The sequence below is a fragment of the Algihabitans albus genome (assembly GCF_003572205.1).
Taxonomy (GTDB): domain Bacteria; phylum Pseudomonadota; class Alphaproteobacteria; order Kiloniellales; family DSM-21159; genus Algihabitans; species Algihabitans albus.
The window spans coordinates 107,306-129,806 of sequence record NZ_QXNY01000004.1; the positions used below are offsets into that span (position 1 = coordinate 107,306).

Here is a 22,501-nt window from a genome sequence, read left to right on the forward strand (position 1 = left end):
TGAATTTGCTCCAGGGGCTCACGAAACGACAGGTAGGGAGCGCACTTCATGGCGGCCGAACAGGTGGAATTCGAGCTGGTCTCTCCGGAGAAGCTTCTGCTGTCCGAGAAGGTCGAGATGGTGGTCGTGCCCGGTGCGGAGGGCGACTTTGGCGTGCTACCACGCCACGCACCGCTGATCTCCTCCCTCCGGACCGGTGTGATCTCGGTCTACCGTCAGAATCGCCGTGATATCAGTGAGCGAATCTTTGTCGACGGTGGCTTCGCCGAGGTGACCCCGGAACGCTGCACGGTCCTGGCTGAACAAGCCGTCCCGGTTGGTGAAATCGATCGGAGCGCAACCGAGCAGCAGCTCAAGGATGCCCGTGAAGACCTGTCGGATGCGGCTTCGGACGCGGAACGCCAAGCCCTGGAACGTCGAATCACCCGCTACGAGGGTATGCTGCAGGCTTTCGATTCTGCCTGACCGACAGCTTCCATTCGGGGCATTGCGGGCGACCACAAAGTCGCCCGCATTTCATGTAAGCGCTTGTGTCTCTTATGTGATTCGGCGATTTTACGCGCATCTAAACGTATAAACCTTGCAGCCGGATAACACGCTACCAAAATGAGGGCCGTGTGCTGCCGTTCTCGCTATACGGCAGTCGCATCAAAAACGAACGCCAGGCTCAGCACCGGGCATTCTTGACGCACGCAGCTGAAGCAGAGGGCACGAAGGGATATGTCAGCCAAGCACTGGACGCTCGACGACGTGCAGTGGGACCGCTTTGACCCAAGCAAGGTCGACGCGGACACGGTAAAGGTCGTCAAGGCCGCCAGCCTGGTCGAATACAATGGCGGCGATTACGCCACCTATCTGTGCAACGTGTTCCCGGAGGACAGCGAGTTCTGCGCGGAGGCGCAGCGCTGGGCGCGCGAAGAGGTTCAGCACGGCGAAGCACTCGGCAGGTGGGCGCAACTCGCGGATCCCGATTTCGATTTCGACGAGGCTTTCGCGCGCTTTCTCGACGGCTTCCGCCTGCCGATGGAGGCTACCGAGTCGGTGCGCGGCTCGCGCTGCGGCGAGCTGGTCGCCCGCTGCATCGTCGAAGTCGGGACCTCCAGCTTTTACGGCTCAATCGCCGACGTAACCGAAGAGCCGCTTCTCCAGGATATCTGCAGGCGCATCGCGGCCGACGAGCTGCGCCACTACAAGCTCTTCTACTCCTTCTTGCGCCGCTACCTGGAGGCGGAGAACATCGGCAGGTCGAAGCGTTTCCTGATCGCGCTGAGCCGCATGCACGAGACGGAGGACGACGAACTGGCCTGCGCCTTCTGGGCCGCGAACTCGGAAGCCGGAGAGCCTTACGACCTGCGCAAATGGTCCAACGCCTACATGGGCCGCGCCTACGGCTACTACCGGTTACCGCGAGTCGAAATGGCCACCGCGATGACCTGGAAGGCGGCCGGTCTGAATCCTCAAAGCCGCGCCGTCTCCTGGTTCGCAGGGCTGGCCTATCGTATCATGCAGCACCGTCACCGGCGTCTGATGCGCAGCGGAGCTCTCGCCGCCTAGAGCGAATTGCGAGTGCATGGAATGGCTGAAAGACTCGACCGAGCGTCGTCGAGTCGCGCTCGCGACTCGGACCTAGGCCAGATCAATCCGATCACGATCGGCCCTGGCCCTTTTACTCGCTCTCGGCAGGTTTCTTGAGCTTCAAAAGTCCGCCAAGTACCGTCGAATTGTTCGCCGTCAGCAGCTTACCGCCTGTTTCGGCCAGACCTTGAACAAAGTCGAGATAGGCCTTGTTGGCGGCGTTGGCCTGGGCGGCCGCGTCGGACGCGCCCTGACCCGTCCCGCTACCCGCTTCGCCAGCGGCGGTTTGACCGCCGGCCAGACCGCTCATGTCCCGAAAAAGCTGACCGGCGGCCAACATCTGCAGCAAGGTGCCGCTGCCGGTGGGGTCCGGCAGCCCAGCGGCTCCCTGGAGCTGAACCGCGGGCGCCGCCAACTGGCCCGGAACGGCCTGTTCCGCGGCGGCGCGGGTCCCGGTCGCGACCGGCCCGATTTCCGGCGGTAAGATCGGGATCGGCGAGTCGCTCCAGTTCCAGAAGCGGTTCAGATCGATCTCCTCGGCACTGTTGGCTTCGCCCAATACCGCTTCGGCGAAGATGCCGCCGGAGGGCAGGGAGATGGTCGAACTTTGGCTCTCGAACTGACCGCCACTGAGGTAGGAGTCCTCGAAGGCCTGTTGCGCCGGCGCCTCCTCATCCGCGAAACGCAGACGGAAAGCCACGTAGTTGCCGAAAACCGCCACCGGCTTCGGGTCGAGCCGGCCGGCCAGAGGCTTGTTATCGTAGCTCCGCCCGGCAACCATCCCGTAGACTCGATGGTCGTCCAACCGCATCCAGATCTGCTGGTTGAAGAAGAGCTGCTCGCGATTTAGGCCTGCCGCGAGACGATCCTGCTGTTCGACCAACAGCAGCCCTTCAAGTTCGGCAAGGCGGGTTTTGTATTGCGCCACCTGATTTTCTATTTTTGTATATTTATCAATTTCCTTCTTAATTTTTCGTTCTAATTCGCGCTTTCTCTCCACTCTTTTGTCATTTTGTTCGGATTCGGCAAAAGGAGACGCATGATAAACGCCACCATGCAGTCCGTATTTACTTTTAAATCGGGAAATTTCTTCTGATATTTCTTGAATTTCGATAGCCGTCAGATCCGACTCTTTCCTCACAGCACGCGCCGCTGCCTCCAGATCCGGGATTTCCGACCGCAGCGCAGCGATCTCCTCCTGAAGAACCTGGCTGGTCGACTCTCCCTTCTTCTCCGCCGCATCGCCGCGCAGCAGCAGCAGCTTCCGAAGGTCCTCGAGCTCGAAATCCGTGGCGATCTCGATCAAGGTTTCGCGGTGCCGTTTGATGCTTGTTGCGTCGAACTCGACCAACTTGAGAGGCAAAAAGATCAGCCGTTCGGCCTTGATCGCTTCTGTGACGAGACTGAAGACCTGGAGGAGTTCGAAGTACATCACGGTGAGCGCGTGCATGTGGTTGTAGTTGGCGACCACCCTGGTCGTGACGGTCTCGCTTTCGCGCTCACTAACCTCCTGCACCAAACTGGCGCGCCGCGAACGTACGGCCTCCGCCACCTCGCGCGTGCGGTGATGAATTTTCTGGTTGGCCTCGGACGCCAACTCGCGCTTGCCCGCGCTGAAGGACACCGAGGAACTGCTGGACAGGCTGCTGGCGCTCCCGGATGACCCGCCGAGCAGGCCGAAGAACGACCCGGAGCGTCCGCGCTGCCGGGCCTTGCTGCTGACGCGTGTCAAGGAACTGCCAATCTGGTTTTCGGCAGCGACGGCCTTTTGTACCTCGGAAACCGCACGGTTCTGCTCGTCCTCGCGGCTCAGCCGCTCGTCCTCGGCGATATCTTCCTCGCCGCTGCTCTGCGACTGACGCCGCCAGTCGACGACGGCGATTCGCGTCGCCTCGCCGGGCGCCAGACAAAGCGAGTGCAAAAGCTCGCCCAGGGCCAGGCCGATCTGCTGCCAACCCTGGCGGTGGGTGAGCAGGACCCCCTCCGCCGGTTCGGTCCCAAGCAGCGGCGACTCGGCGGAGAAGGGATCGAGCGGCTCGGCGATCGCCGACGCCGTCCTATCTTGCGCGAAACGCGCGATATGAACCGTTTGGTACTGAGCCGTTTCGCCGATCGCGTATTGGCGCATCTTCGGCACCAAGTAATCCGGCGTTCCCGAGTCCGCAGCCGATAAGTCGGATGAGGCCGTGAAGTCACCGGCGCCGGCTAACGCCTTCAACTGAACGTCGATGTCGCTCTTCGCCGTCGTGCTCATAATCTCGCCCCTCGAATATATGCATGACTTTGAATTCAATCATAACATGAATTCCAAGGCCGACCAGTCGGCAGGGGGAGCTTGAAGAACGGAACGCGCGCGCCGCGGAAAATCTCCGTCGCCTCAGCGCGCTTGATCACGACAAGTGCCGGAATTCCTCAAGAATGCGCCGGTAGAGATCGCGCTTGAAAGGAACGATCAAGGCCGGTAGTTCCTTGAATTCCGCCCACTTCCAGGCCTTGAACTCGGCGTGAGGGCCGAAGATGTCGAACTCCGCATCGGTCCCAAGGAATTCCAGGGCGTACCACTTCTGTTTCTGCCCCCGATAGCGGCCTTTCCAGAGCTTCGGCACCAGGTCCAAAGGCAGGTCGTAGGTCAGCCAGTCGCGGCTTTCGGCGATCAAGCGGGCGTTGGCGGTTCCGGTCTCCTCTTCCAACTCGCGGAAGACCGCGGCCTCTGGGTCTTCGCCTTTGTCGATGCCGCCCTGGGGCATCTGCCAAGCCGCATTAGCCATGTCGGCACGTTGAGCCGCGAAAACCTTGCGCTCTCGATTGAACAACACTGCGCCCACACCCAGGCGGAACGGCAGAGCCGCCGCCTGTTCGGCGGAAGGCAGAGGGCCCGATGCGCCCGGGCCGTAAACCGTATCGCTTCGGCTCATATCGCCTCCTTCACTGGCGCACTTACTGCCGCGTTCACTGGGGCGACTGACTGTTCGCCACCGCCGTGACCGGTGCCAAGGCCAGCCCCTTGCCGGGGAGCGTTCTCGCCCATTCCACCAGGAATGCGAGCGTCGTGGGGTTCGGCTGCCCCAGGGCAACGGCGGTGCCGCGCTCGCGCGCGATCCGCTCCACCTGCGCCAGGCTGGCATCGACGGCCGGAGTGGCCGCCATTCGCGCATCCAGACTGCGATCGTTGATCGCCACCGGCAAACCCAAGGTCACGGCCAGCCGCGCCGCATGAGGCGTATCGACCGGGCGATTGTCGACGTACAGCAGGCCTCGGCGGCCAAGCTCGCTCAGAACCGGCGTCAAAGCCTGCGTATCTCCAACGAAGCGCGACCCGAGCGTCCCGACCACGCCGACGTAGTCCCGTCCACGGCCCAAAACCAAACCGAGACGCTCCAGATTGTCGTCAGGCCGGGCGCTGGTCAGGAGCGCCATGGTGCCGGGATCGTCGCGCGTTGCCGGCTCCATCGGCAAATCGATCAGCACCTCATGGCCGAAGGCACGCGCTGTCCGCATGAACTCTTCTGTCTGCTTGGCGTAGGGTGAGAAAGACAGCGAAATCTCCGGCGGTAGCTGTTCGATCGCCTGCAGGGTGCGCGGGCCGTTGAGACCCAGGCCGGTGATTACGATGGCGATCAGCGGCCGCTCGTCCGGTGGAATGAAAGACCGGGCGAAGCGCTGCCAGGCCGGCACGACGGGCGGCGCGGGCGCAGGAGGTGTGGCCTCCGGAGCCGCGGGCAGAGCCGCCGTTTGCGTCTCCTGCGCCGGTGGAACCGCCTGAGGACCGCCGGCCCGGTTTTCGCTGGATGGCTCCGCAGCCATGCTGCCGGTCTCGGCGACCTCTCCGGCAGGCGGCTGGCGCGCCGTGCGCAGTTCCGACTCACCGGACTCGCGGTCGCCCGGAGGTGTGGGCGCGGCCTCCGACTCGAGTTCAGGTAACGGCGCTGACTGCGGCCCCGCCAGGTCCAGCTCCGATCCCAACTCGTCCGACGCCGTCGTTTCCTGACCTTCGGTCGCCGCGTCGGTGATGGGCGGAACCGGCGGGCTGGGCTCCACATCGACCTCGGCCAACTCCTCGCCGGCCGGCGTCGTCTCCGTCAAAACCGCAATCTGGGGCTCGAGTTCGGGCCAATAGACATAGGCCGCGGCGGCGGCCAGCAAGACGGCAAGCAACATCCAAGCCGACAGCAAGGCAAGGCTGGCAACGCTACGGCGCGATTCCTTGCCGGCAGCCGAACCGATCACCTGACGCGATGGACCTATCGGACCGCCGCGTCCTCCTAGTTTCCGTCCAAGAGCCACCTGGTGAGTGCTGCCTCGATCCGATCAGGTGCGCCTCAACGGCGCAGTCCGATCAGTTTACGGTGCGCTGGCTATACAAAACCAGACCGCGCAAGAGATCGAGGGCGCGCGCCAACTGATAGTCTTCGAGGGCCTGATCCTGCGGAGCGTTCTCGGCCTGAGGTCCGGACTCTTCGACGGGTGCCTCTTCCGCTTCCAGGCTGCCGCGCAAATCCGCCTCGCTGCGGCCGGCTGGCCCATCGATCGTCTCCAGGCGCGCGCGCTCCACCAGGATATCGGGATCGATGCCCTTGGCCTGTATCGAGCGTCCACTCGGGGTGTAGTAGCGCGCCGTGGTCAGACGCATGGCACCGGCGCTACCGAGCGGCATGACTGTCTGCACCGAGCCCTTGCCGAAGGACTTCGTTCCCATGACGATAGCCCGGCGATGATCCTGCAGTGCACCGGCCACGATCTCCGAGGCTGAAGCGGAACCGCCGTTGATCAGCACCACGATCGGAAGACCGTCGACGAGATCGCCCGAGCGCGCATTGTATCGGCTGGAGTCTTCTTCGTAGCGGCCACGGGTCGAGACGATCTCGCCGCGCTCCAGAAAGGCGTCGGAGACGGACACGGCCTGATCCAAGAGCCCACCCGGATTGTTGCGGAGATCCAGGACGATACCGCCGAAGTTCTCGCCGAGCTCTTCTTCGAACTCCGCAATGGCTTCTTCCACCCCGGATGTCGTTTGCTCGTTGAAGGCGGTCACGCGGACGTAGCCGATGTTGCCTTCCTGACGCGAGCGAACGGACTGCACGGTAATGATGTCGCGCTCGATGGAGATGTCGAAGGGCTCTTCCTCGCCCCGGCGCACCGTGATCGTCAGCGACGTCCCGACGGGCCCGCGCATCATGTCCACGGCCTCGGAAAGCTCAAGGCCCATCACGGGCTCGCCGTCCAGATGGGTGATCAGATCGCCCGCCTCGACGCCGGCGCGGAAGGCCGGTGTATCGTCGATCGGCGAGACCACCCGGACCAGCCCGTTCTCCATCGTCACCTCGATGCCGAGCCCACCGAACTCGCCCCGGGTCTGCACCTGCATGTCGTTGAAGCTATCGGCATCCAAATAGCTCGAGTGGGGATCGAGATCGCTCAACATGCCTTGGATCGCCGCTTCGATCAGCGTCTCGTCGCTGACCTCCTCGACGTACTCGGCCCGGACGCGTTCGAAGACGTCAGCGAAGACCTTTAACTGTCGAAAGATCTCTTCGTCGTCGCCGTTCTGGGCCTTGGCCCCCGTCGGCAACAGGACGGCCGCACAGATGGCGGCCGCAACCGCCGTTTTCGCAAAGCGCATCAGCCTCTCGCTCTCTCTTCGTCCATCGCCAACCACGGCAGGGGATTGATCGGTTGGCTGTCGCGCCGCAGCTCGTAGTAGAGACGGGATGCCCCTACGCTGCCATCTTGGCCACCCATCATACCGATGGGCTCCCCGGCCAGAACCCATTGACCCACAACGGCATCGATCCGCTCCAGCCCAGACAGCAGGCTATGGTATCGCCCGTCGTGCTCGATGATCAACAGCAGCCCGTAACGCCGAAAGGGCCCTGCGAAGGCCACTTGCCCGTCGAAAGGCGCCACCACCTGCGCTCTAGGCCTGGACTCCATATAGATCCCACGGGCACGGGCGTCGATGCCGCCTGCCAATTCCTCGCCGAAATTGACAGCAACGTGACCGGCCACCGGTAGCCGCAGACTGCTCTGAACGTCGGGAAACGGGCGGACACTTCCCGGCCGGACCAAAGGCGATTGCGGCAAGCTGGCGACCAGGGGCGGCGGCAACGAAGCTTCGTCGGGACCGGTCTCGCGGGCCAGGTCGATCTCGGCAGGCGGTTCGGCGGCAGGTTCGGCGTCCGACTCGACCGATTGCACGTCCGGCGCGGAGCGCCGACTGCGGCGCAGTTCTTCAGCCCGAACCAGAGCCGCCATTGCCGCCTCGGTCTCGCGTCCGCGGCGCTCCTGCGCCTCGGCCGCCAGGCGCTCCACAAGCTCTTGAAGGTCCTCGACCTCCTCCGCCAGACGCTGAACCCGCAAGGCCGCCTCGGTGCCGGCCGTCAGCGCCTCCTGCTGCAAGACCAGCTTCTGCCCGGCCAAGTCTTCGATGCTCGCCCGCTCCACAGTCAAAGCGTCGCGTGTGAACGCCAGGGCGTCTCTTTCTCCCGACGTCGCCTCGGTCAAGGCCGCCAAACGGTCCAGATCCCGCCGCACCTCCGAGGCACGCCGTTCCAGCTCCGGAACGGTGGCCGACAACAAGAGAGCGGTGCGCGCCGTTTCCAGCGCTCCTCCTGGCGAGGCCAGCAGCATTTCCGAGGGCTGCAATGCCATCCGCTGGAGCGCCGCGAGGGTCACCGTCAACTGAACGTTCCGCTCGGCAAGACGTGCACGCTGGCGCAGTTCCGCAGCACGCCGAAAGGCCACGGCGATCTCCGCGACCGAAAGCTGCCTTTCCAGCTCCTGAGCCCGCGCTGCGGCGGCGATGGAGTCGCGGCGCAAGCGCTCGACCTCCTCTTGCAGTGATGCGGCACGGGCCTGAGCCGCGCTCTCGGCCGCCTCGCCCGCCTCGATCTCGCGCTGCAGCTCTTCCAACCGCTCGACCTGCGGCACCGCCTCTCGGGCTGTTTCTTGGGCCAGGGCCGAAGCGGCGAAGAGACTGGAGCCTAGAAGCAGACTAAGGAGGACTTGCAGCACACAGGAAAGCCTGTCGCAGAGTTGCGTCGGAATTGCGGCAGCGGGAGACCACACAGACATTGACGCTCACGCCCTATGGTAGGGATGACCGGTTAGGATCGTTCCGGCCCGATAGAGCTGCTCTGCCAACAGAATACGAACGAGAAGGTGTGGCCAAGTCATGCTCCCAAAGGAAAGAAGGAGATCCGCTTCCGCGCGCAAATCGGCGTGTAGCCCATCGGCGCCGCCGATCCAAAAGCCGACGACGCGGCGTCCGTCTTCGATCCAGCCGCCAAGGTGTTGGGCGAAGGCATCGCTGTCCAGAGATCTGCCGCGCTCGTCCAAGGCGACGCGCACGGCTCCCTCGGGCAGCGCGGCGCGCAGCAGTTCGGCTTCGCGCAGCATCCGTTCAGAAGACGGCAGCGGGCGACGCGCCTCTACCTCACGGAGTTCCAGCGGACCGAGTGGACCGCGGCCGAGGCGACCGGCGTAGTCCGCATAGAGGTCACGCATAGGACCCGGCTTCAGGCGGCCGACGGCCGCCAGCACAGATCGCATCCCCATCCTCGCTCCGGCCCTACGGCCGCCCGCTTGGCAGATCCCCCACCCGGACGGCACTCCGCCGGGCAGGCGTCAGGCGTTGGCGGCCTGCGCCCTCGGCCCGCCCGCAGCCGGCGTCATCCACATCTTTTCGAGATTGTAGAAGTCGCGGACCTCGGGTCGGAAGATATGCACGACCACGTCCAAGGCATCGATCACGACCCAGTCGCAGGTCCGTTGCCCCTCGATCGAGACATGGCCGTAGCCCGCCGCCTTCAGCCGCTCGCGCAGCTTCTCGGCGATTGCACCCACCTGGCGGGTCGAGCGACCGCTGGCGACAACCATGTAATCGGCGATGGACGACCTGCCTGCCAGGTCAATGACGACGATGTCTTCTGCCTTGTCGTCGTCGAGCGAGGATTGAACGAGTTCGACCAGATATCGGCTATCGCCGGGGTGGCCGGCCGCAGGTTCGGCCGACCGCTCCATGACGCTTTGCGTCGCGCTGCGGTCGAGTATGGCTTACACCCTCACCTTTCTGTGGCGACCACTGCTTCATCCTGGTCGCCGCGCGGCCCGCTTTTGTCCATCCCGTCTTCCGGGATTGCCGACGGCGCGCGAGCCCTCAACGCCGTGGCCGAGAGCGCGGACTTGGGAATATGGAGAAACGTCCATGCCGGAGGCGATGCCAAAACCAGCCTTCCGGCGCTCCTCTCCGGAATGCGGGCGCGGACAAATCGCCGCGCGGCCTTCCCGGCCACAGGTGTAAAAGAATAAGCGGGACGGTCTAGAACCGCAACGCCGACAGTGTGAAAAATTTCTTGCCAGGCAGCCCAGCGGTCGATTTGTCCGAGGTTATCCGCCCCCATCAGCCAGGCAAATCGGGTGCCCGGAAACCAGTGAACCAGGGCACGCAAGGTGTCCGCCGTCAGCGTGCCGGGGAGCAATCGCTCCAAGGCCGTGATCCGCAGCCGCGGGTGCCGCGCCAGCTGCTTCGCTTGCGCCAAGCGATCGCCCAAACGAGCCATACCTGCCTGCGATTTCAAGGGGTTCTGGGGACTGACCAGCCACCAGACCTCGTCGAGTTGCAAGCGTTTCAGAGCCTGCTGCGAGATGTGCAGATGACCGACGTGCGCCGGGTTGAACGAGCCGCCGAGCAGACCGATTCGCGCACCGGGCGGGGGCAGCCATCCGCCCAACTCCGCAGCGAGGCGACGCCGGGTGACGAAAGGGGGCGGCCGCAGCCGGGAGAACACCATGGCAACCGGCTGAAAACCCGAATCCTACGGCCGAATCTGGCCTTGGCCGTGCAGACGATACTTATAGATCGTCAGTTCATTAGCGCCGACCGGGCCGCGGGCGTGCAGTCGACCAGTGGAAATGCCGATCTCGGCGCCCATGCCAAACTCCCCGCCATCCGCGAACTGGGTCGAAGCGTTGTGCATGACGATTGCCGAATCGACACGATTCAGGAAGGTCTCGGCTACCGCCGCATCTTCAGTGACGATGGCGTCGGTGTGATGGGACCCATGGCGATTGACGTGATCGATCGCGGCCTCCAGGTCCTCCACCGTCTTGATCGCCAGAATCGGCGCCAGGAATTCCGTGTCCCAGTCGGCCGCTTTCGCAGGAAGGACGCGGCCATCCAGAGCCTGCACGGCGGCATCGCCCCGCAGTTCGCAGCCGCGCTCCGCCAGAGCCTCCAGGATCGGCGGCAGCAGGCGTTCCGCCACCTCACGGTCGATCAACAGCGTTTCGGTCGCCCCGCAAATACCGGTGCGTCGCATCTTGGCGTTGACCGCGATGGCCCGAGCTTTCGAAGGGTCCGCAGCGGCATGGATATAGGTGTGACAGTTGCCGTCCAGGTGCGCCAACACCGGCACCGTTGCCTCCCGCATGACGCGCTCGATCAGACCGCGACCGCCCCGCGGCACGATCACATCGACATAGTCGTGCATCCGCAGCAGATGCCCGACGGCGGCACGGTCTGTGCTGGGCGGACGCTGCAAACAAGCTTCGGGCAGGCCTGCCGCCGCCAGACCTCTGTGCAGAGCGGCAAGAATCGCGCCCGATGAGTGGAAGGATTCCGAGCCGCCACGCAGGATCGCGGCATTACCTGCCTTGAGGCAGAGCGCGCCGGCGTCGGCGGTGACGTTGGGCCGGCTCTCGTAGACAATCCCAACGACACCCAGCGGAACGGCCACCCGCTCGATGACCAAGCCATTCGGCCGCTCCCAATCGGCCAGGACCCGGCCCACGGGATCGGGCTGCGCCGCGATCGCTTCGACGCCCCCGGCCATCGCCTCGACGCGTGCTTCGGTCAGCTCAAGCCGGTCGAGGAGAGCCGGAGTCAGGTCGCGGGCTCGAGCCGCCGCCATGTCCTGACGGTTGGCCGCGAGGAGTGTCGAGAGGTCCTCACGCAAAGCTGCGGCGGCAGCGCGCAGGGCAACCTGCTTGGTCTCCGCCGACGCAGTCGCGAGAAGCGACGCAGCCTCGCGGGCTGCGGAGCCGATCGCCAGCATGTCGGCTTCCAACGTGTCCTTGAAGGCGGCTTCGGCGTTCATGGCTGCACTCATTACGACTGCGTAACGACCCGGGTGACGACGAGATCGTCGCGATGGATCAGTTCTTCCCGTCCACGGTAGCCCAGCAGGGTTTCGATGTCTCCGCTCTTCTGGCCCGCTATGCGCCGCGCCGCCTCGGCGTCGTAGGCCGAGAGGCCGCGTGCGACCTCTTCGCCGTCGGGCCCGACCACCAACACGGCATCGCCGCGTTGGAACCGGCCCTCAACGGCCGTCACGCCAGCCGGCAGAAGCGACTTGCCGGCCTGCAGAGCGGCCAAGGCTCCGGCGTCCACGGTGACGCTTCCGGCCGGCTGCAGGGTTCCGGCGATCCACTGCTTACGTGCCGCGCGCGGACTCATCTGAGTCAGGAACCAAGTGCAGCGGGCGCCTTCGGCCAAGGCGCGCAGAGGATGCAGCACCCGTCCGGAGGCAATCGCCATACGACAGCCGGCATCGACGGCGACCTTGGCCGCCGCCAACTTGGTGATCATCCCGCCGGAGGAATAGCCGGCCGGCGCCGCGCCCGCCATGGCCTCGATTTCCGGCGTGATGCGCTCGACCTGGGGCAGATGCTCGGCACCGCTGTCGCGCCGGGGATCACCGCTGTAGAGCCCGTCGATATCCGAGAGCAGGACCAGCGTGTCGGCATTGATCATGGCGGCAACGCGCGCACCCAGGCGGTCGTTGTCCCCGAAGCGGATTTCGGACGTTGCCACGGTGTCGTTCTCGTTGATCACCGGCATTGCCTTGAGTCGCAGCAGAGTCGTCAAGGTCGCGCGGGCGTTGAGGTGGCGCCGCCGCTCCTCGGTATCGGCGAGGGTCAACAGCACCTGTGAGACCGTAACTCCATGGGGCTGCAGGGCGGCCTGGTAAGCATGTGCCAAGAGGATTTGGCCAGTGGCCGCCGCCGCCTGCTGCTGCTCCAGTTTGAGCTTGCCTCTGGCCAAGCCGAGAGCGGGCCGGCCGACCGCGATAGCACCCGAGGAAACCACCAGCACCTCGCAGCCGCGCCGGCGCAGCGCGACCAAATCTTCCGCCAGTGCCGCCAACCAATCGCGACGGATTTCGCCGCTGGTCTGATCGACCAGCAAGGCGGAGCCGATCTTTACGACCAGCCGGCGCGCCTGCTCGAGCGAGGGCCCTCCGGCGGCGTCACGGGGCAGCTCGGTCACGGCCGCCAACCTTCCTCCGCGGTCTCCTCCCGTCCCTCGTTTTCCGTCTGCTCGGCGGCGAGCACGCGGGCCTTCTGGATCTGCTCGATCACCGCGGCCAGCACCGCCTGCCGGCCCTCGCCGCTGACCCCCGAACAGAGGATTGGCTTGACCCCGGTCGCCGCCTCCAGAACCGCCGCACGCTCCTTCAGGGCCTCGGCCGTCAAGGCATCCACCTTGTTGAGCACCAGAATTTCCGGCTTCTGATCGAGATCGGCTCCATATCCGGCCAGTTCCGTCCGGACGGTATGCCAAGCTTCGACGGGATCGTCCTGAGTACCGTCGATCAGGTGCAACAGCACGCGGCACCGCTCGATATGGCCGAGGAAACGGGTGCCCAAACCCGCCCCATCGTGCGCGCCTTCGATCAGGCCGGGGATGTCGGCCAGGACGAATTCTTCCTCGCCGGCCCCCACCACACCGAGGTTGGGGTGCAAGGTCGTGAAAGGGTAGTCAGCGATTTTCGGCCGGGCCCGCGAGACCCGGGAGAGGAAGGTCGACTTGCCGGCATTGGGCAGACCGATCAATCCCGCATCGGCGATCAGCTTCAGGCGGAGCCAAACCCAGAGTTCTTCGCCCGGCTGACCGGGATCCGACCGGCGCGGAGCGCGATTGGTCGAGGACTTGAAGGCGGCGTTGCCTAGGCCGCCCCGGCCGCCGTGGGCCAGGGGCACACGCTGGCCGATTTCCGTCAGGTCGGCCAGCAGGAAGTCCTTGTCCTCGTCGAAAACCTGCGTGCCGACCGGCACTTGGATCACCAGAGGCTCGCCGCCGGCGCCGGTCCGATCGCGGCCCATGCCGTTGGCGCCGCGCCGCGCCTTGAAGTGCTGGCGGTAGCGGAAGTCGATCAGGGTGTTGAGCCCCTCCACCGCTTCGACAACCACGTCGCCACCTTTGCCGCCGTTGCCGCCATCCGGCCCGCCGAACTCGACATACTTCTCGCGGCGGAAGGAGCAGGCTCCGTTACCGCCGTCGCCGGCCTTCACGTAGATCTTGGCTTGGTCGAGGAACTTCATGACCGGTCCGGCTGTCTCTTGAGACTGTTTAAGGCTGGGGAGACTGTTCGAGACCGGTCAGTTCCGAAAGAGCATTCACGGCCCAAAAAGAAAACGGGGGAGCGACCCTGCACTCCCCCGTCCGTGATCTTCGAACCCTACCGGCTCGGTCGCGTGCGACGGCGGCGCGCCTACTCCGCGGCCTCCGGCAAGGGATCGACCGAAACGTACGTACGGTTGCCGGCCCTCTTGGCGAAGGAAACCTTGCCTTCGATCAGCGCGAAGATCGTGTGATCCTTGCCGAGGCCCACATTGCTGCCCGGCCGCCACTTGGTGCCACGCTGGCGCACGATGATGTTTCCGGCAAGCACCTGCTCGCCGCCGAACTTCTTGACGCCCAGGCGCCGACCGGCCGTATCGCGCCCGTTGCGCGAGCTGCCCCCTGCCTTTTTATGTGCCATGGGATTCTACTCCGCTTTTGCTTCTTCGCCGGCTGTGCCAGCGGTCTCGACCGAAGCCTCCACGGGAGCTTCGGCGCTTTCGGCTTTCTTCTTTGCCGCCGCCTTCTTCGGCGTCTTGCCGTCCAGCGCGATGTCGGTGACCTGCAGCACCGTCAGTTGCTGGCGATGACCGTTCTTCGTGCGCGAGTGCTTGCGGCGGCGCTTCTTGAAGACGATCAGCTTCTCGCCACGGGTCTGTTCGACCACCGTCGCGGTCACACTGGCGCCCTCGATGCGCGGTGCACCCAGGGTGGTACCCTGGTCGCCACCGACCATAAGCACCTCGTCCAGGGTGACGGTCTCGCCGGGCTCGGCGGACAGCTTCTCGACGGTCAAGCGGTCGTCTTTGGCGACCCGGTACTGCTTGCCGCCCGTCTTGATGACTGCGAACATCGTTTGCGCTCTTCGGCTAAAGCTCATCAGTAGGGAACGCGCGCTGACGTCGAGGCCGCGCGCGAAGGCCGGGACTATAGGGATGGGTGCGCGGCTGTCAAGGGACAGACTGCGCAGCCGGCCAGGGTTTTGGCAGGGATTTCCGCCTCTGCAGTGGCCTGTTTCTGGGTTCGACAGCAGACCTCGGGCGCGATCCCTATCGCGGAGGTTCGCCTCGCGCTTCGATACCGGCGAACGCGATGTCTGGACCGAACTCGAATGCAGCGGCGGGCTCCAAGGCATCACCCCGAGCGGAGCACCTCGGTCGCAGGCCCGTTGCGTTCGAACCCCTGGACCAGCAACTTGCCGCTGTGCGGCTCCGCCAGCAAGGCCAAGCGCGTCGTGGGATTGAGGACGGGCGGAACGAGAAAAGCCAGAGTCCCCTCAGTTTCATCGCAGGACCTCTCACGCCAGTTCGCCAAGGCGGCGGCACGTTCGGCACTTTCCGCGCCACGCGGGCGCCAGCGGCCGGGAAAAGCCTTGAAATGGTTGGCGGCACAGGCCCCACCGCAATCCTGGCCTTCGCGCACTTGAACGTCGATCTCCAGGCGCTCGATCACGCAGGTTTCCTCCGGAGCCAAGCCTGCCAAGACGAAGATCGCCGGCAGGGCCAGCGCGGCGCTCGACAGAAGCTCCTTGGCCTCCGAATAGCTGCCGCAGGTTTCGAAGGCACGACGCAGCAGGTGCGCCGGCGGCAAACCGTCGTTGCCCCACCAGCGGCGGCGCGCGGCGATCCAGTCCAAGGGCAGAAGCCCCGTCACCCGACGCAGCGGCGCCTGATTGAAGGCGGCGGCGAAACGGCCGGGGGCTTGCGCCTGGATGACCCCGGCAAAACCCGGCCAGGTCAGGTTCGTCCAAGGACCGGCCGGTCCTTCCAAGTGCGCGGCCACCACTTGCCGGCCCAGACCGTCGTTGGGCCAGTCGAGCACGCGCAGGAGCTGCGCCGCCTCTCCATCCGCCGCCGGCGCAGCCCGGGTGGTGCAGCCCCATTCGTGATTGATGTTGAGGAAGTAGCCGCCCGGCCGCCCGATCGCGTCGGCCAAGCCATCGATCTCGGCAAGATAGGGGTTGCCGCCGCGCGCCAGCCAGCGCCGCGACAAGGCATCGGCCGCACGGACCACGAAGGTCGGCCAACGGCGAACGCCCTGCTTCAGCAAGGTCATCGCGCGGTCGCGCTCGGCCGCCAGCAGCCTGGCCGCCCAGTCGTGACCAGGCAGATGAAGCTGCGGGATCTCGGCCCGAGGGTTTGTGGGGGTCTCGACGATCATGTACGGAGGATCGCACGAAAGACAGCGGCAGTTGAACGCCAGACCTCTGGCCACGCTTGCGTTCGTGGAAGAGGCACTTTAGATAACCGATCTTCCGCGGGGCCACTCGCCGTGGAAAGGGCCGTCCCGACCGACGATCTGCCGCAACCGGCAGAGGCCGAGGCGAGTCCCTCAGTGGAGAGGTGCCGGAGTGGTTGAACGGGACGGTCTCGAAAACCGTTGTGCGTGTGAGCGCACCGAGGGTTCGAATCCCTCTCTCTCCGCCATTCGTCTTCATCGCAGGACAGGAAACGACGCCTCCGCAAACGTCCGTTTAGAGGACGCAGGGTCGCTATCCAGTTCACGCGATACGTCAAAACCGAAGGCCAGGCTGGGGAAGAATGCGGATAGCGGGTTAGTGTGGCTCCAAAGTCGATCTCATTCTCCGTAAATCACCGGAAACCAGTCTTCACGCAGTTTATCGCCTGCCGTCATCCCATGATCCGGAAACGGCGGTGACGTCGGGCCGAGACGTTCGACGTATCGCGCATCGTCTCCCAACAGTCTCAGCGAGAAAGCACGGCGCCGATGTGCCGAAGTGTTGCCCCGCGCTCCATGGAGAATGCCGAAATTGAAAGCAACCGCATCGCCAGGCTCCATTTCCCACTCTCGTATATCCATCGCTTCCGCATCCGGGTCTGGCACCGGCATGTAGATTTCGTCATCGACATAGAAGTTGTCGTCGTTCAACCAACGGGTTGGCAGTACGGGTTTTTCCCATTTATGAGAGCCTGCGACACATCGCAGGGATGCTTCCCTGACGGGATCCATAGGCGACCAGAAGGAGACGTTCTGAGCACCGCCGACAAAATAGTACGGCTGATCCTGGTGCCATGGTGTGGGTTTGGTGATTCCCGGCTCCTTAACCAATACATGCTCATGAAATATCTGCACGGATTTTGATTGCATCAGATCCGCGGCGACCTCCGCCGCTGGAGAATTCGTTATGACCTTTTCGAATTCTGGGATGCGCGTCCAATTGCAATAATCGTCAAAAAAGCGCCCGCCATCGCCGGACTTCAGATTCTCGGCGGCATAGGGGCCGGGCTCCGCCATATTTGCTTCAATACCGTCGCGGACTTCAGAAATGAAATTGGCGAACAGACCTTTCACCAAGACAACGCCATCACGCTGGAATGTGTCGATATGGTCCTGTGTGACGAGACGGTGCATTTCGATCTCCTCAGGATTTCTATCGAAGATAAACTACGCTCGCCGCCAGCCGACAACCAAGCCAAACAAGCGCTGCATCCGAACGATACTCTCGAAGGGCTTGGAGCTGACCCCGGCGCCTTCCCTTGGTGTCTTGGCGCTACAGCGAAATCATAGTTCGCACCTTTATCTCGCAGAGCCAATCACTCCCCGTCGATTGCACCCCTAACTTTCCTCAGTAAACGGTTATCGTCGTTTGCCGACGTTTGTTTGTGCTCCGAAATCCCGCTGTTGGCGGGGGGTGGCGCGGAGGATCGTCCTCCACGCCAAAACCGCCGAAAGCCCTCGACCGAAGCAATGACGTCAGAGGCGCCCGAACCGAGTCCTCCGGAGCGATTCCGAGGCAGATCCGAGACGGTCAGATCGCCGTCAGCGCGAAAATCCGGTTGACCCGGCCCCTGCGGCCGCCCCGATAAGATGAGCCGTCGTCCCACAGCGAGGTGATTCGTGATGAACGCGTCCGCCCAATTCCTGATGCCGTCGGAAGCGGCCAAGCGCCTTGGCGTGTCGACCAAGGCTCTGCGGCTCTACGAACAGCACGGCTTGATCATCCCGCTTCGCAGCGCGGCGGGATGGCGGGCCTACGGTCCCGACGACATGAGCCGCGCCGCCGAGATCGTCGCGCTTCGCGCGCTCGGCTTCAGCCTCGCCCAGGTTGCGCGCGTGTTGAAGAGCGATCCCGAAGGCCTCGGGCAGGCCCTGGCCGCACATGAGGCAACACTCGAATCTCAGATGCGCCAGCTCGCAGGTACGCTGGAGAAGATCCGGGGATTGCTGCGGCAGCTTCCGGGCGGCCGGGTACCCACTGCGGGTGAACTGACAGAATTGCTGGCGTCGGCGGGCGAGCTTGTGGTGACGTTCGACCTTCCCTGGCCCTGGGGAGGTGAGCAATTCGAACTCCGCCACATTCGGCCGCTGACCTGCATCATCGGCCCGCTCGGAAGCGGTAAGACCAGGTTCGCGAAACGCTTGGCCGAAGCACTGCCCAAGGCCGCGTTTCTCGGTCTGGAGCGTCTAGCCAAGAGTGGAACCGAGCTACGACGGCAGGTCGGCGCCGACCCGCTGCTCGGGTCGCGGATCGATCAGACTCTCGCTTGGCTCGTCGAAGACGGCGCCGACATGACCGACGCCCTGATTGCCCTCGTCGCAGGACTGGAGGCCGAAGGCCCGACCGTCCTGGTCGTCGACATGATCGAACAGGGACTCAAAGAAGCCGCTCAACAAGCAGTGATCGCGCATCTTCGACGGCGAGGACCCGGGGAGCGTCCACTCTTCCTGATCACCCGCTCGAGCGCGATCCTGGACTTGGAGACCGTGGGTGCCAAGGAGACGATCATTCTCTGTCCCGCCAACCACAGTTACCCCGTCTACGTCCAACCCTACCCAGGCAGTCCGGGCTATGAGGCCGTGGCCACCTGTCTGGCATCACCCGAGGTCCGGGCGCGGACAGACGGAGTCGTTGCCTGGCGGCCAGAAGCGGTTTGATCGATCGAAAGAGGGCTTGAGGCCCTGCCGTTCCGGGGCCGTCCGAACGACCGAACTTTGCCTCAAGCTCTTCGAGAGCCGCCGAAACCGCCAATGCAGGCCGTCGATAGTGACCGCTGTCTCCCAGGCTGCTGGCGATCCGCAAGATCCGCACGCCGTTTTCGCAAAAATACCATTTCACATAGAATTTTTTGAGATCTGCACAGTCAAAAGACGAATTTTTCTTTTTCCGCACCCGATTTATATTCGAAGCCAAAGTAAGATATCGGCCATTAATGTAGGTATATCAATGAATATACGATTTTTAATGCAACCTTAACAGACGCAATCTAGTTTTAACCATCGCCTGCGGGCTGTGGCCTGCCCAAGGGAGATACCCTTGCGACTCAACCGTTCCGCCGTGGTCGCCATGACATCTCACTTCGCCCGTCAACATAACGAGGCCGTATCGGCCCTGCGCTGCCTCACCGACGTCGCTTCCAATCGGAAGCAATACCTCGATGGCGAGGCAGCAGCATGAAGACCGCCAGCGAACACGACAAACCCGGCGAAACGCCGCTCGCGTCGGATCGAACCGACATGGATCGCAAGGATAGCCGGACCCGCTGGGCGACGACTCATCTTGTTCCTTCCCACAGCCTTGCACAAATGACGCGCGGTCGAGTCGAACCGTGGGTCTATGACCTGATCGGCGCCTTCGCCGTTGCCTGTCTCGCGACGGCAGGCCTGATAGCGCTAGACGCCTTCGAAATGCTCTACGAGCTCTCCCGTCAGCATGAGGACTGGGAGCTGGACGAACTGATCATCGTCGTGCCGGTGCTCTGCGTTGTAAGCGCTTGGTTCGGATGGCGGCGATGGAGAGAAACGGGTCGACACCTGCGGGCGCGCATCCGAATGGAAGAGGAGCTTCGCAGCAACACGGAAGATCTGGACTTTCTGATTTCTTCGGCAGGCGGCGCGTTCTACAGCGCCAAGGTCCGAGATGGACTCGCCATCGTCCAGGTCGATCCGAGCATCGAAAACCAGACCGGCTACAGACCGGAAGACTTCATCGGAGACTCCGACTTCTGGAGCAGGATGATCCATCCCGACGACCGAGATAGAGCCGCGGCCAGGCTTCCCGAACTGTTGGAGAAAGACTACGACGAACAGGAGTATCGCTTCCGACACGCCGACGGTTCTTACCGTTGGATGCTGGATCAACTGAGACTGAAGCGCACAACCGATGGGCTGCCCGACAGTATCGTCGGCCTCTACACCGACATCACAGAGCGCAAAGAGGCCGAGCAGGCGCTCGAAGCCGCCATCCGGACAGCAACGGCAGAACTTCGGCAGCGCGAAGCCCATCTGCGTCTCATCACCGACAACTTGCCTGTCCTGATCGTCTACGAGGATCTGGATCTACGCTATCGCTTCATCAACCAGACGGGCGTCGATTGGTTCGCACAACCTCGGCAGCAGATCATAGGCCGCTCGATATCCGAAGTTATGGGCGACGAAAGCTTCGGACGCATTGAGAGCTACATCGAGAGTGCGCGTCAGGGAGTTCAGTCGACCTTCGAAACGACCATGGCCTACCCGGACGGCGTGACACGCGATATCCATGGTCTCTATCTTCCGGATCTCGACGAAAACGGTCGGGTCAAAGGCCTGGTCGCGATGGCCATGGATATTACCGACCGGAAACGCGCCGAGAACGAGCTGCGCTCGAAGAAAAACGAGCTTGAACTCATCTTCAACCACGTCCCGACCCGGATCTTCTACAAGGACGACGCGAACCGCATTCTGCGGCTTAACGAACCTGCCGCGCGTTCCATGGGGATGACGGTCGAAGAGGCCGAAGGCGCGGACAGCTTCGACCTCTTCCCCGAGATGGCTAAGAGCTACCACGACGACGATCTGGAGATCATCCGCTCCGGCACGCCAAAGCTAGGCATCATCGAGGAATACGTACCGCGAGACGGTGAGCGAGGCTGGGTGCGGACCGACAAGGTTCCCTACACCGACCCGGATACCGGGAGGCGCTTCGTGTTCATCGCCACCTCCGACATCACCGCCGAAAAACTAGCCGAGGAACAATTGCGCGCAGGCGAGGAGCGCTATCGGTCGCTCTATACCCGAACGCCGGTCATGCTTCACTCCATCGACGCGGAGGGACGTCTTCTCAGTGTCAGCGATTTCTGGCTGGAGAAACTCGGTTACAGCAGAGACGAGGTTGTCGGGAAGCAGGCGACCAACTTCATGACTCCGGAGTCGGCGTATCGGGCCACAGCCCAAGCCCTGCCGGAGTTACTGCGAACCGGCGCCTGCAAGGACCTGGAGTATCAGATCGTCACGAAATCCGGCGAAGTGCTGGACATCCTTTCGTCGGCCGTCGCCGAGTACGACGAAGCAGGCGACTTCAGCCGCTCCATGGAGGTTCTCACCGACATTACCAAACGCAAGGTGGTCGAGCGGCAACTTGTCCAGGCGCAGAAGATGGAGTCGGTCGGCCAACTGACCGGCGGCCTGGCGCACGACTTCAACAATCTCCTCGGTATTGTCATGGGCAACCTGGAACTGCTGGAACAGTCGGTCGCCGAAGACAAGGACGCCGAGCGCTGGATCGAGGCGGCGTTGGCCGCCGTCGAGAGAGGAGCGGAGCTCAATCGTCGCCTGCTCGCTTTCTCCCGTCGCCAGACGCTGGAGACTCAATCTGTCGATCCCAACCCCTTGATCGAGGGGCTAGGGACTCTGCTGCGACGCACCCTCGGCGAGTCCATCGCTTTTGAGTACCGCCTCGGCCAGCAGATCCCTCTCGTGCGGAGCGATCCCAACCAGCTCGAATCGGCAATTTTGAATCTTGCCGTCAATGCACGCGACGCAATGCCGAAGGGCGGCAGGCTGACGATTGAAACGGAGCATGTCCATCTCGACGACGACTATGCCTCGCGCGAGAGCGAGGTGGCACCGGGAGACTATGTCGTTCTTTCCGTCACAGATAACGGAGACGGCATTCCCGCCGACGAGATCGACAAGGTTTTCGAGCCTTTCTTCACGACCAAAGACGTCGGCAAGGGCAGCGGCCTCGGCCTAAGCATGGTGTACGGATTCATCAAACAGTCGGGAGGCCACGTCCGGGTCTATAGCGAGGTCGGAGTCGGCACAACTGTACGTCTCTATCTGCCTGTCCAAGACGGCGGTCTCGACGAAGCTCCTACCTCGATCCTTGAGACTACGGAGCTGGAAAGCGGCCAGGAAACGGTTCTTGTCGTCGAAGATCAGTTGGAGGTGCGGACTGTCGCCGTCTCCTTGTTACGGAACCTCGGCTATAGGGTTTTGGAAGCCGAGAGCGGCCCGCAGGCTCTTTTGATTTTGGAAGAAGATCGCGAGATCGACCTTCTCTTCACCGATATCGTCATGCCCGGCGGCATGGACGGTACCCAAGTCGGCAAAGCGGCGCGCAAATTGCGACCCGACCTGCCCGTCGTCTATGCAACGGGCTATGCCGAAGCCGCGGTGCTGCGGCAAGGCGAAGTTACGACTGCGCAGAATCTCGTAACAAAACCCTATCGACGCAAGGAACTGGCCCACAAAATCAGACAAGCATTCGATGAAAAGAGATTTCAGCGCCGCGGCAAGGTCGTTTCCGCATCTCAGATCTAAAGGAGTGCGGACAGTTATGGAGACTAATCCGGCGAAAATCAAATT

18 protein-coding genes, 1 tRNA gene and 1 pseudogene are annotated in these 22,501 nt (G+C 63.4%); 5 read left to right on the forward strand and 15 right to left on the reverse strand.

The window, feature by feature from the left end; all coding sequences use genetic code 11:
- Window positions 1–48: 48 nt before the first annotated feature.
- Both DBZ32_RS10605 and DBZ32_RS10610 read left to right on the forward strand, forming a co-directional pair.
- Entirely contained in the window at window positions 49–465 is a 417-nt protein-coding gene (locus tag DBZ32_RS10605) for a F0F1 ATP synthase subunit epsilon (protein WP_119167145.1), read from the forward strand.
- Window positions 466–720: 255 nt separating this feature from the next.
- Window positions 721–1,554 (forward strand): ferritin-like domain-containing protein, encoded by an 834-nt coding sequence (locus DBZ32_RS10610; RefSeq protein ID WP_119167146.1) that lies wholly within the window; start codon window positions 721–723, stop codon window positions 1,552–1,554.
- Window positions 1,555–1,666: 112 nt separating this feature from the next.
- Here the strand turns inward: DBZ32_RS10610 and DBZ32_RS10615 are convergent, their stop codons facing one another.
- From DBZ32_RS10615 to DBZ32_RS10680, 14 genes and pseudogenes are all read right to left on the reverse strand, one after another.
- The gene (locus DBZ32_RS10615; protein ID WP_119167147.1) at window positions 1,667–3,829 is read right to left on the reverse strand and encodes a hypothetical protein; all 2,163 of its coding nucleotides are present in this window, start codon (window positions 3,827–3,829) and stop codon (window positions 1,667–1,669) included.
- Window positions 3,830–3,965: 136 nt separating this feature from the next.
- Complete coding sequence (locus DBZ32_RS10620; RefSeq protein ID WP_119167148.1) at window positions 3,966–4,490, reverse strand: RNA pyrophosphohydrolase; 525 nt, start codon at window positions 4,488–4,490, stop codon at window positions 3,966–3,968.
- A 34-nt stretch (window positions 4,491–4,524) separates the two neighbouring features.
- The gene (locus tag DBZ32_RS10625) at window positions 4,525–5,802 is read right to left on the reverse strand and encodes a divergent polysaccharide deacetylase family protein (protein WP_119167149.1); all 1,278 of its coding nucleotides are present in this window, start codon (window positions 5,800–5,802) and stop codon (window positions 4,525–4,527) included.
- 109 nt (window positions 5,803–5,911) lie between these two features.
- Window positions 5,912–7,195 (reverse strand): S41 family peptidase, encoded by a 1,284-nt coding sequence (locus tag DBZ32_RS10630; protein ID WP_119167150.1) that lies wholly within the window; start codon window positions 7,193–7,195, stop codon window positions 5,912–5,914.
- Window positions 7,195–8,586 (reverse strand): murein hydrolase activator EnvC family protein, encoded by a 1,392-nt coding sequence (locus DBZ32_RS10635; protein ID WP_119167151.1) that lies wholly within the window; start codon window positions 8,584–8,586, stop codon window positions 7,195–7,197. The genes DBZ32_RS10630 and DBZ32_RS10635 overlap by 1 nt, the downstream gene beginning before the upstream one ends.
- A gap of 66 nt (window positions 8,587–8,652) precedes the next feature.
- On the reverse strand, window positions 8,653–9,123 hold the full coding sequence (gene rlmH, locus DBZ32_RS10640) for a 23S rRNA (pseudouridine(1915)-N(3))-methyltransferase RlmH (RefSeq protein ID WP_119167152.1): 471 nt from the start codon (window positions 9,121–9,123) through the stop codon (window positions 8,653–8,655).
- Between the two features lie 75 nt (window positions 9,124–9,198).
- Window positions 9,199–9,594, reverse strand: coding sequence for a ribosome silencing factor (gene rsfS, locus DBZ32_RS10645; RefSeq protein WP_119167153.1), 396 nt, complete (start codon window positions 9,592–9,594; stop codon window positions 9,199–9,201).
- Window positions 9,595–9,635: 41 nt separating this feature from the next.
- Entirely contained in the window at window positions 9,636–10,364 is a 729-nt protein-coding gene (locus DBZ32_RS10650) for a nicotinate-nucleotide adenylyltransferase (protein ID WP_119167154.1), read from the reverse strand.
- A 24-nt stretch (window positions 10,365–10,388) separates the two neighbouring features.
- On the reverse strand, window positions 10,389–11,669 hold the full coding sequence (locus DBZ32_RS10655; protein ID WP_119167741.1) for a glutamate-5-semialdehyde dehydrogenase: 1,281 nt from the start codon (window positions 11,667–11,669) through the stop codon (window positions 10,389–10,391).
- An 11-nt stretch (window positions 11,670–11,680) separates the two neighbouring features.
- The gene (proB, locus tag DBZ32_RS10660) at window positions 11,681–12,850 is read right to left on the reverse strand and encodes a glutamate 5-kinase (protein WP_407923493.1); all 1,170 of its coding nucleotides are present in this window, start codon (window positions 12,848–12,850) and stop codon (window positions 11,681–11,683) included.
- Window positions 12,838–13,896, reverse strand: a complete 1,059-nt coding sequence (obgE, locus tag DBZ32_RS10665; protein WP_119167155.1) for a GTPase ObgE — start codon at window positions 13,894–13,896, stop codon at window positions 12,838–12,840. Before obgE ends, proB begins: the two co-directional genes overlap by 13 nt.
- Before the next feature lie 170 nt (window positions 13,897–14,066).
- A complete protein-coding gene (gene rpmA, locus DBZ32_RS10670) occupies window positions 14,067–14,336 on the reverse strand; it encodes a 50S ribosomal protein L27 (protein ID WP_119167156.1) in 270 nt (89 codons plus the stop codon).
- A gap of 126 nt (window positions 14,337–14,462) precedes the next feature.
- Window positions 14,463–14,768 (reverse strand): annotated as a pseudogene (rplU, locus tag DBZ32_RS10675) (50S ribosomal protein L21); the annotation flags it as partial.
- A gap of 281 nt (window positions 14,769–15,049) precedes the next feature.
- A complete protein-coding gene (locus DBZ32_RS10680) occupies window positions 15,050–16,075 on the reverse strand; it encodes a hypothetical protein (protein ID WP_119167158.1) in 1,026 nt (341 codons plus the stop codon).
- A 176-nt stretch (window positions 16,076–16,251) separates the two neighbouring features.
- On the opposite strand from DBZ32_RS10680, the gene DBZ32_RS10685 reads away from it, so the two are divergent.
- A tRNA-Ser gene (locus DBZ32_RS10685) sits at window positions 16,252–16,341 on the forward strand.
- Between the two features lie 151 nt (window positions 16,342–16,492).
- Here DBZ32_RS10685 and DBZ32_RS10690 read toward each other — a convergent pair.
- Complete coding sequence (locus tag DBZ32_RS10690; protein ID WP_119167159.1) at window positions 16,493–17,287, reverse strand: phytanoyl-CoA dioxygenase family protein; 795 nt, start codon at window positions 17,285–17,287, stop codon at window positions 16,493–16,495.
- 489 nt (window positions 17,288–17,776) lie between these two features.
- Between DBZ32_RS10690 and DBZ32_RS10695 the strand changes: the two genes are divergently transcribed.
- Window positions 17,777–18,811, forward strand: a complete 1,035-nt coding sequence (locus DBZ32_RS10695) for a MerR family transcriptional regulator (protein WP_119167160.1) — start codon at window positions 17,777–17,779, stop codon at window positions 18,809–18,811.
- A 516-nt stretch (window positions 18,812–19,327) separates the two neighbouring features.
- Complete coding sequence (locus DBZ32_RS10700) at window positions 19,328–22,456, forward strand: PAS domain S-box protein (RefSeq protein ID WP_119167161.1); 3,129 nt, start codon at window positions 19,328–19,330, stop codon at window positions 22,454–22,456.
- Window positions 22,457–22,501: the final 45 nt, after the last annotated feature.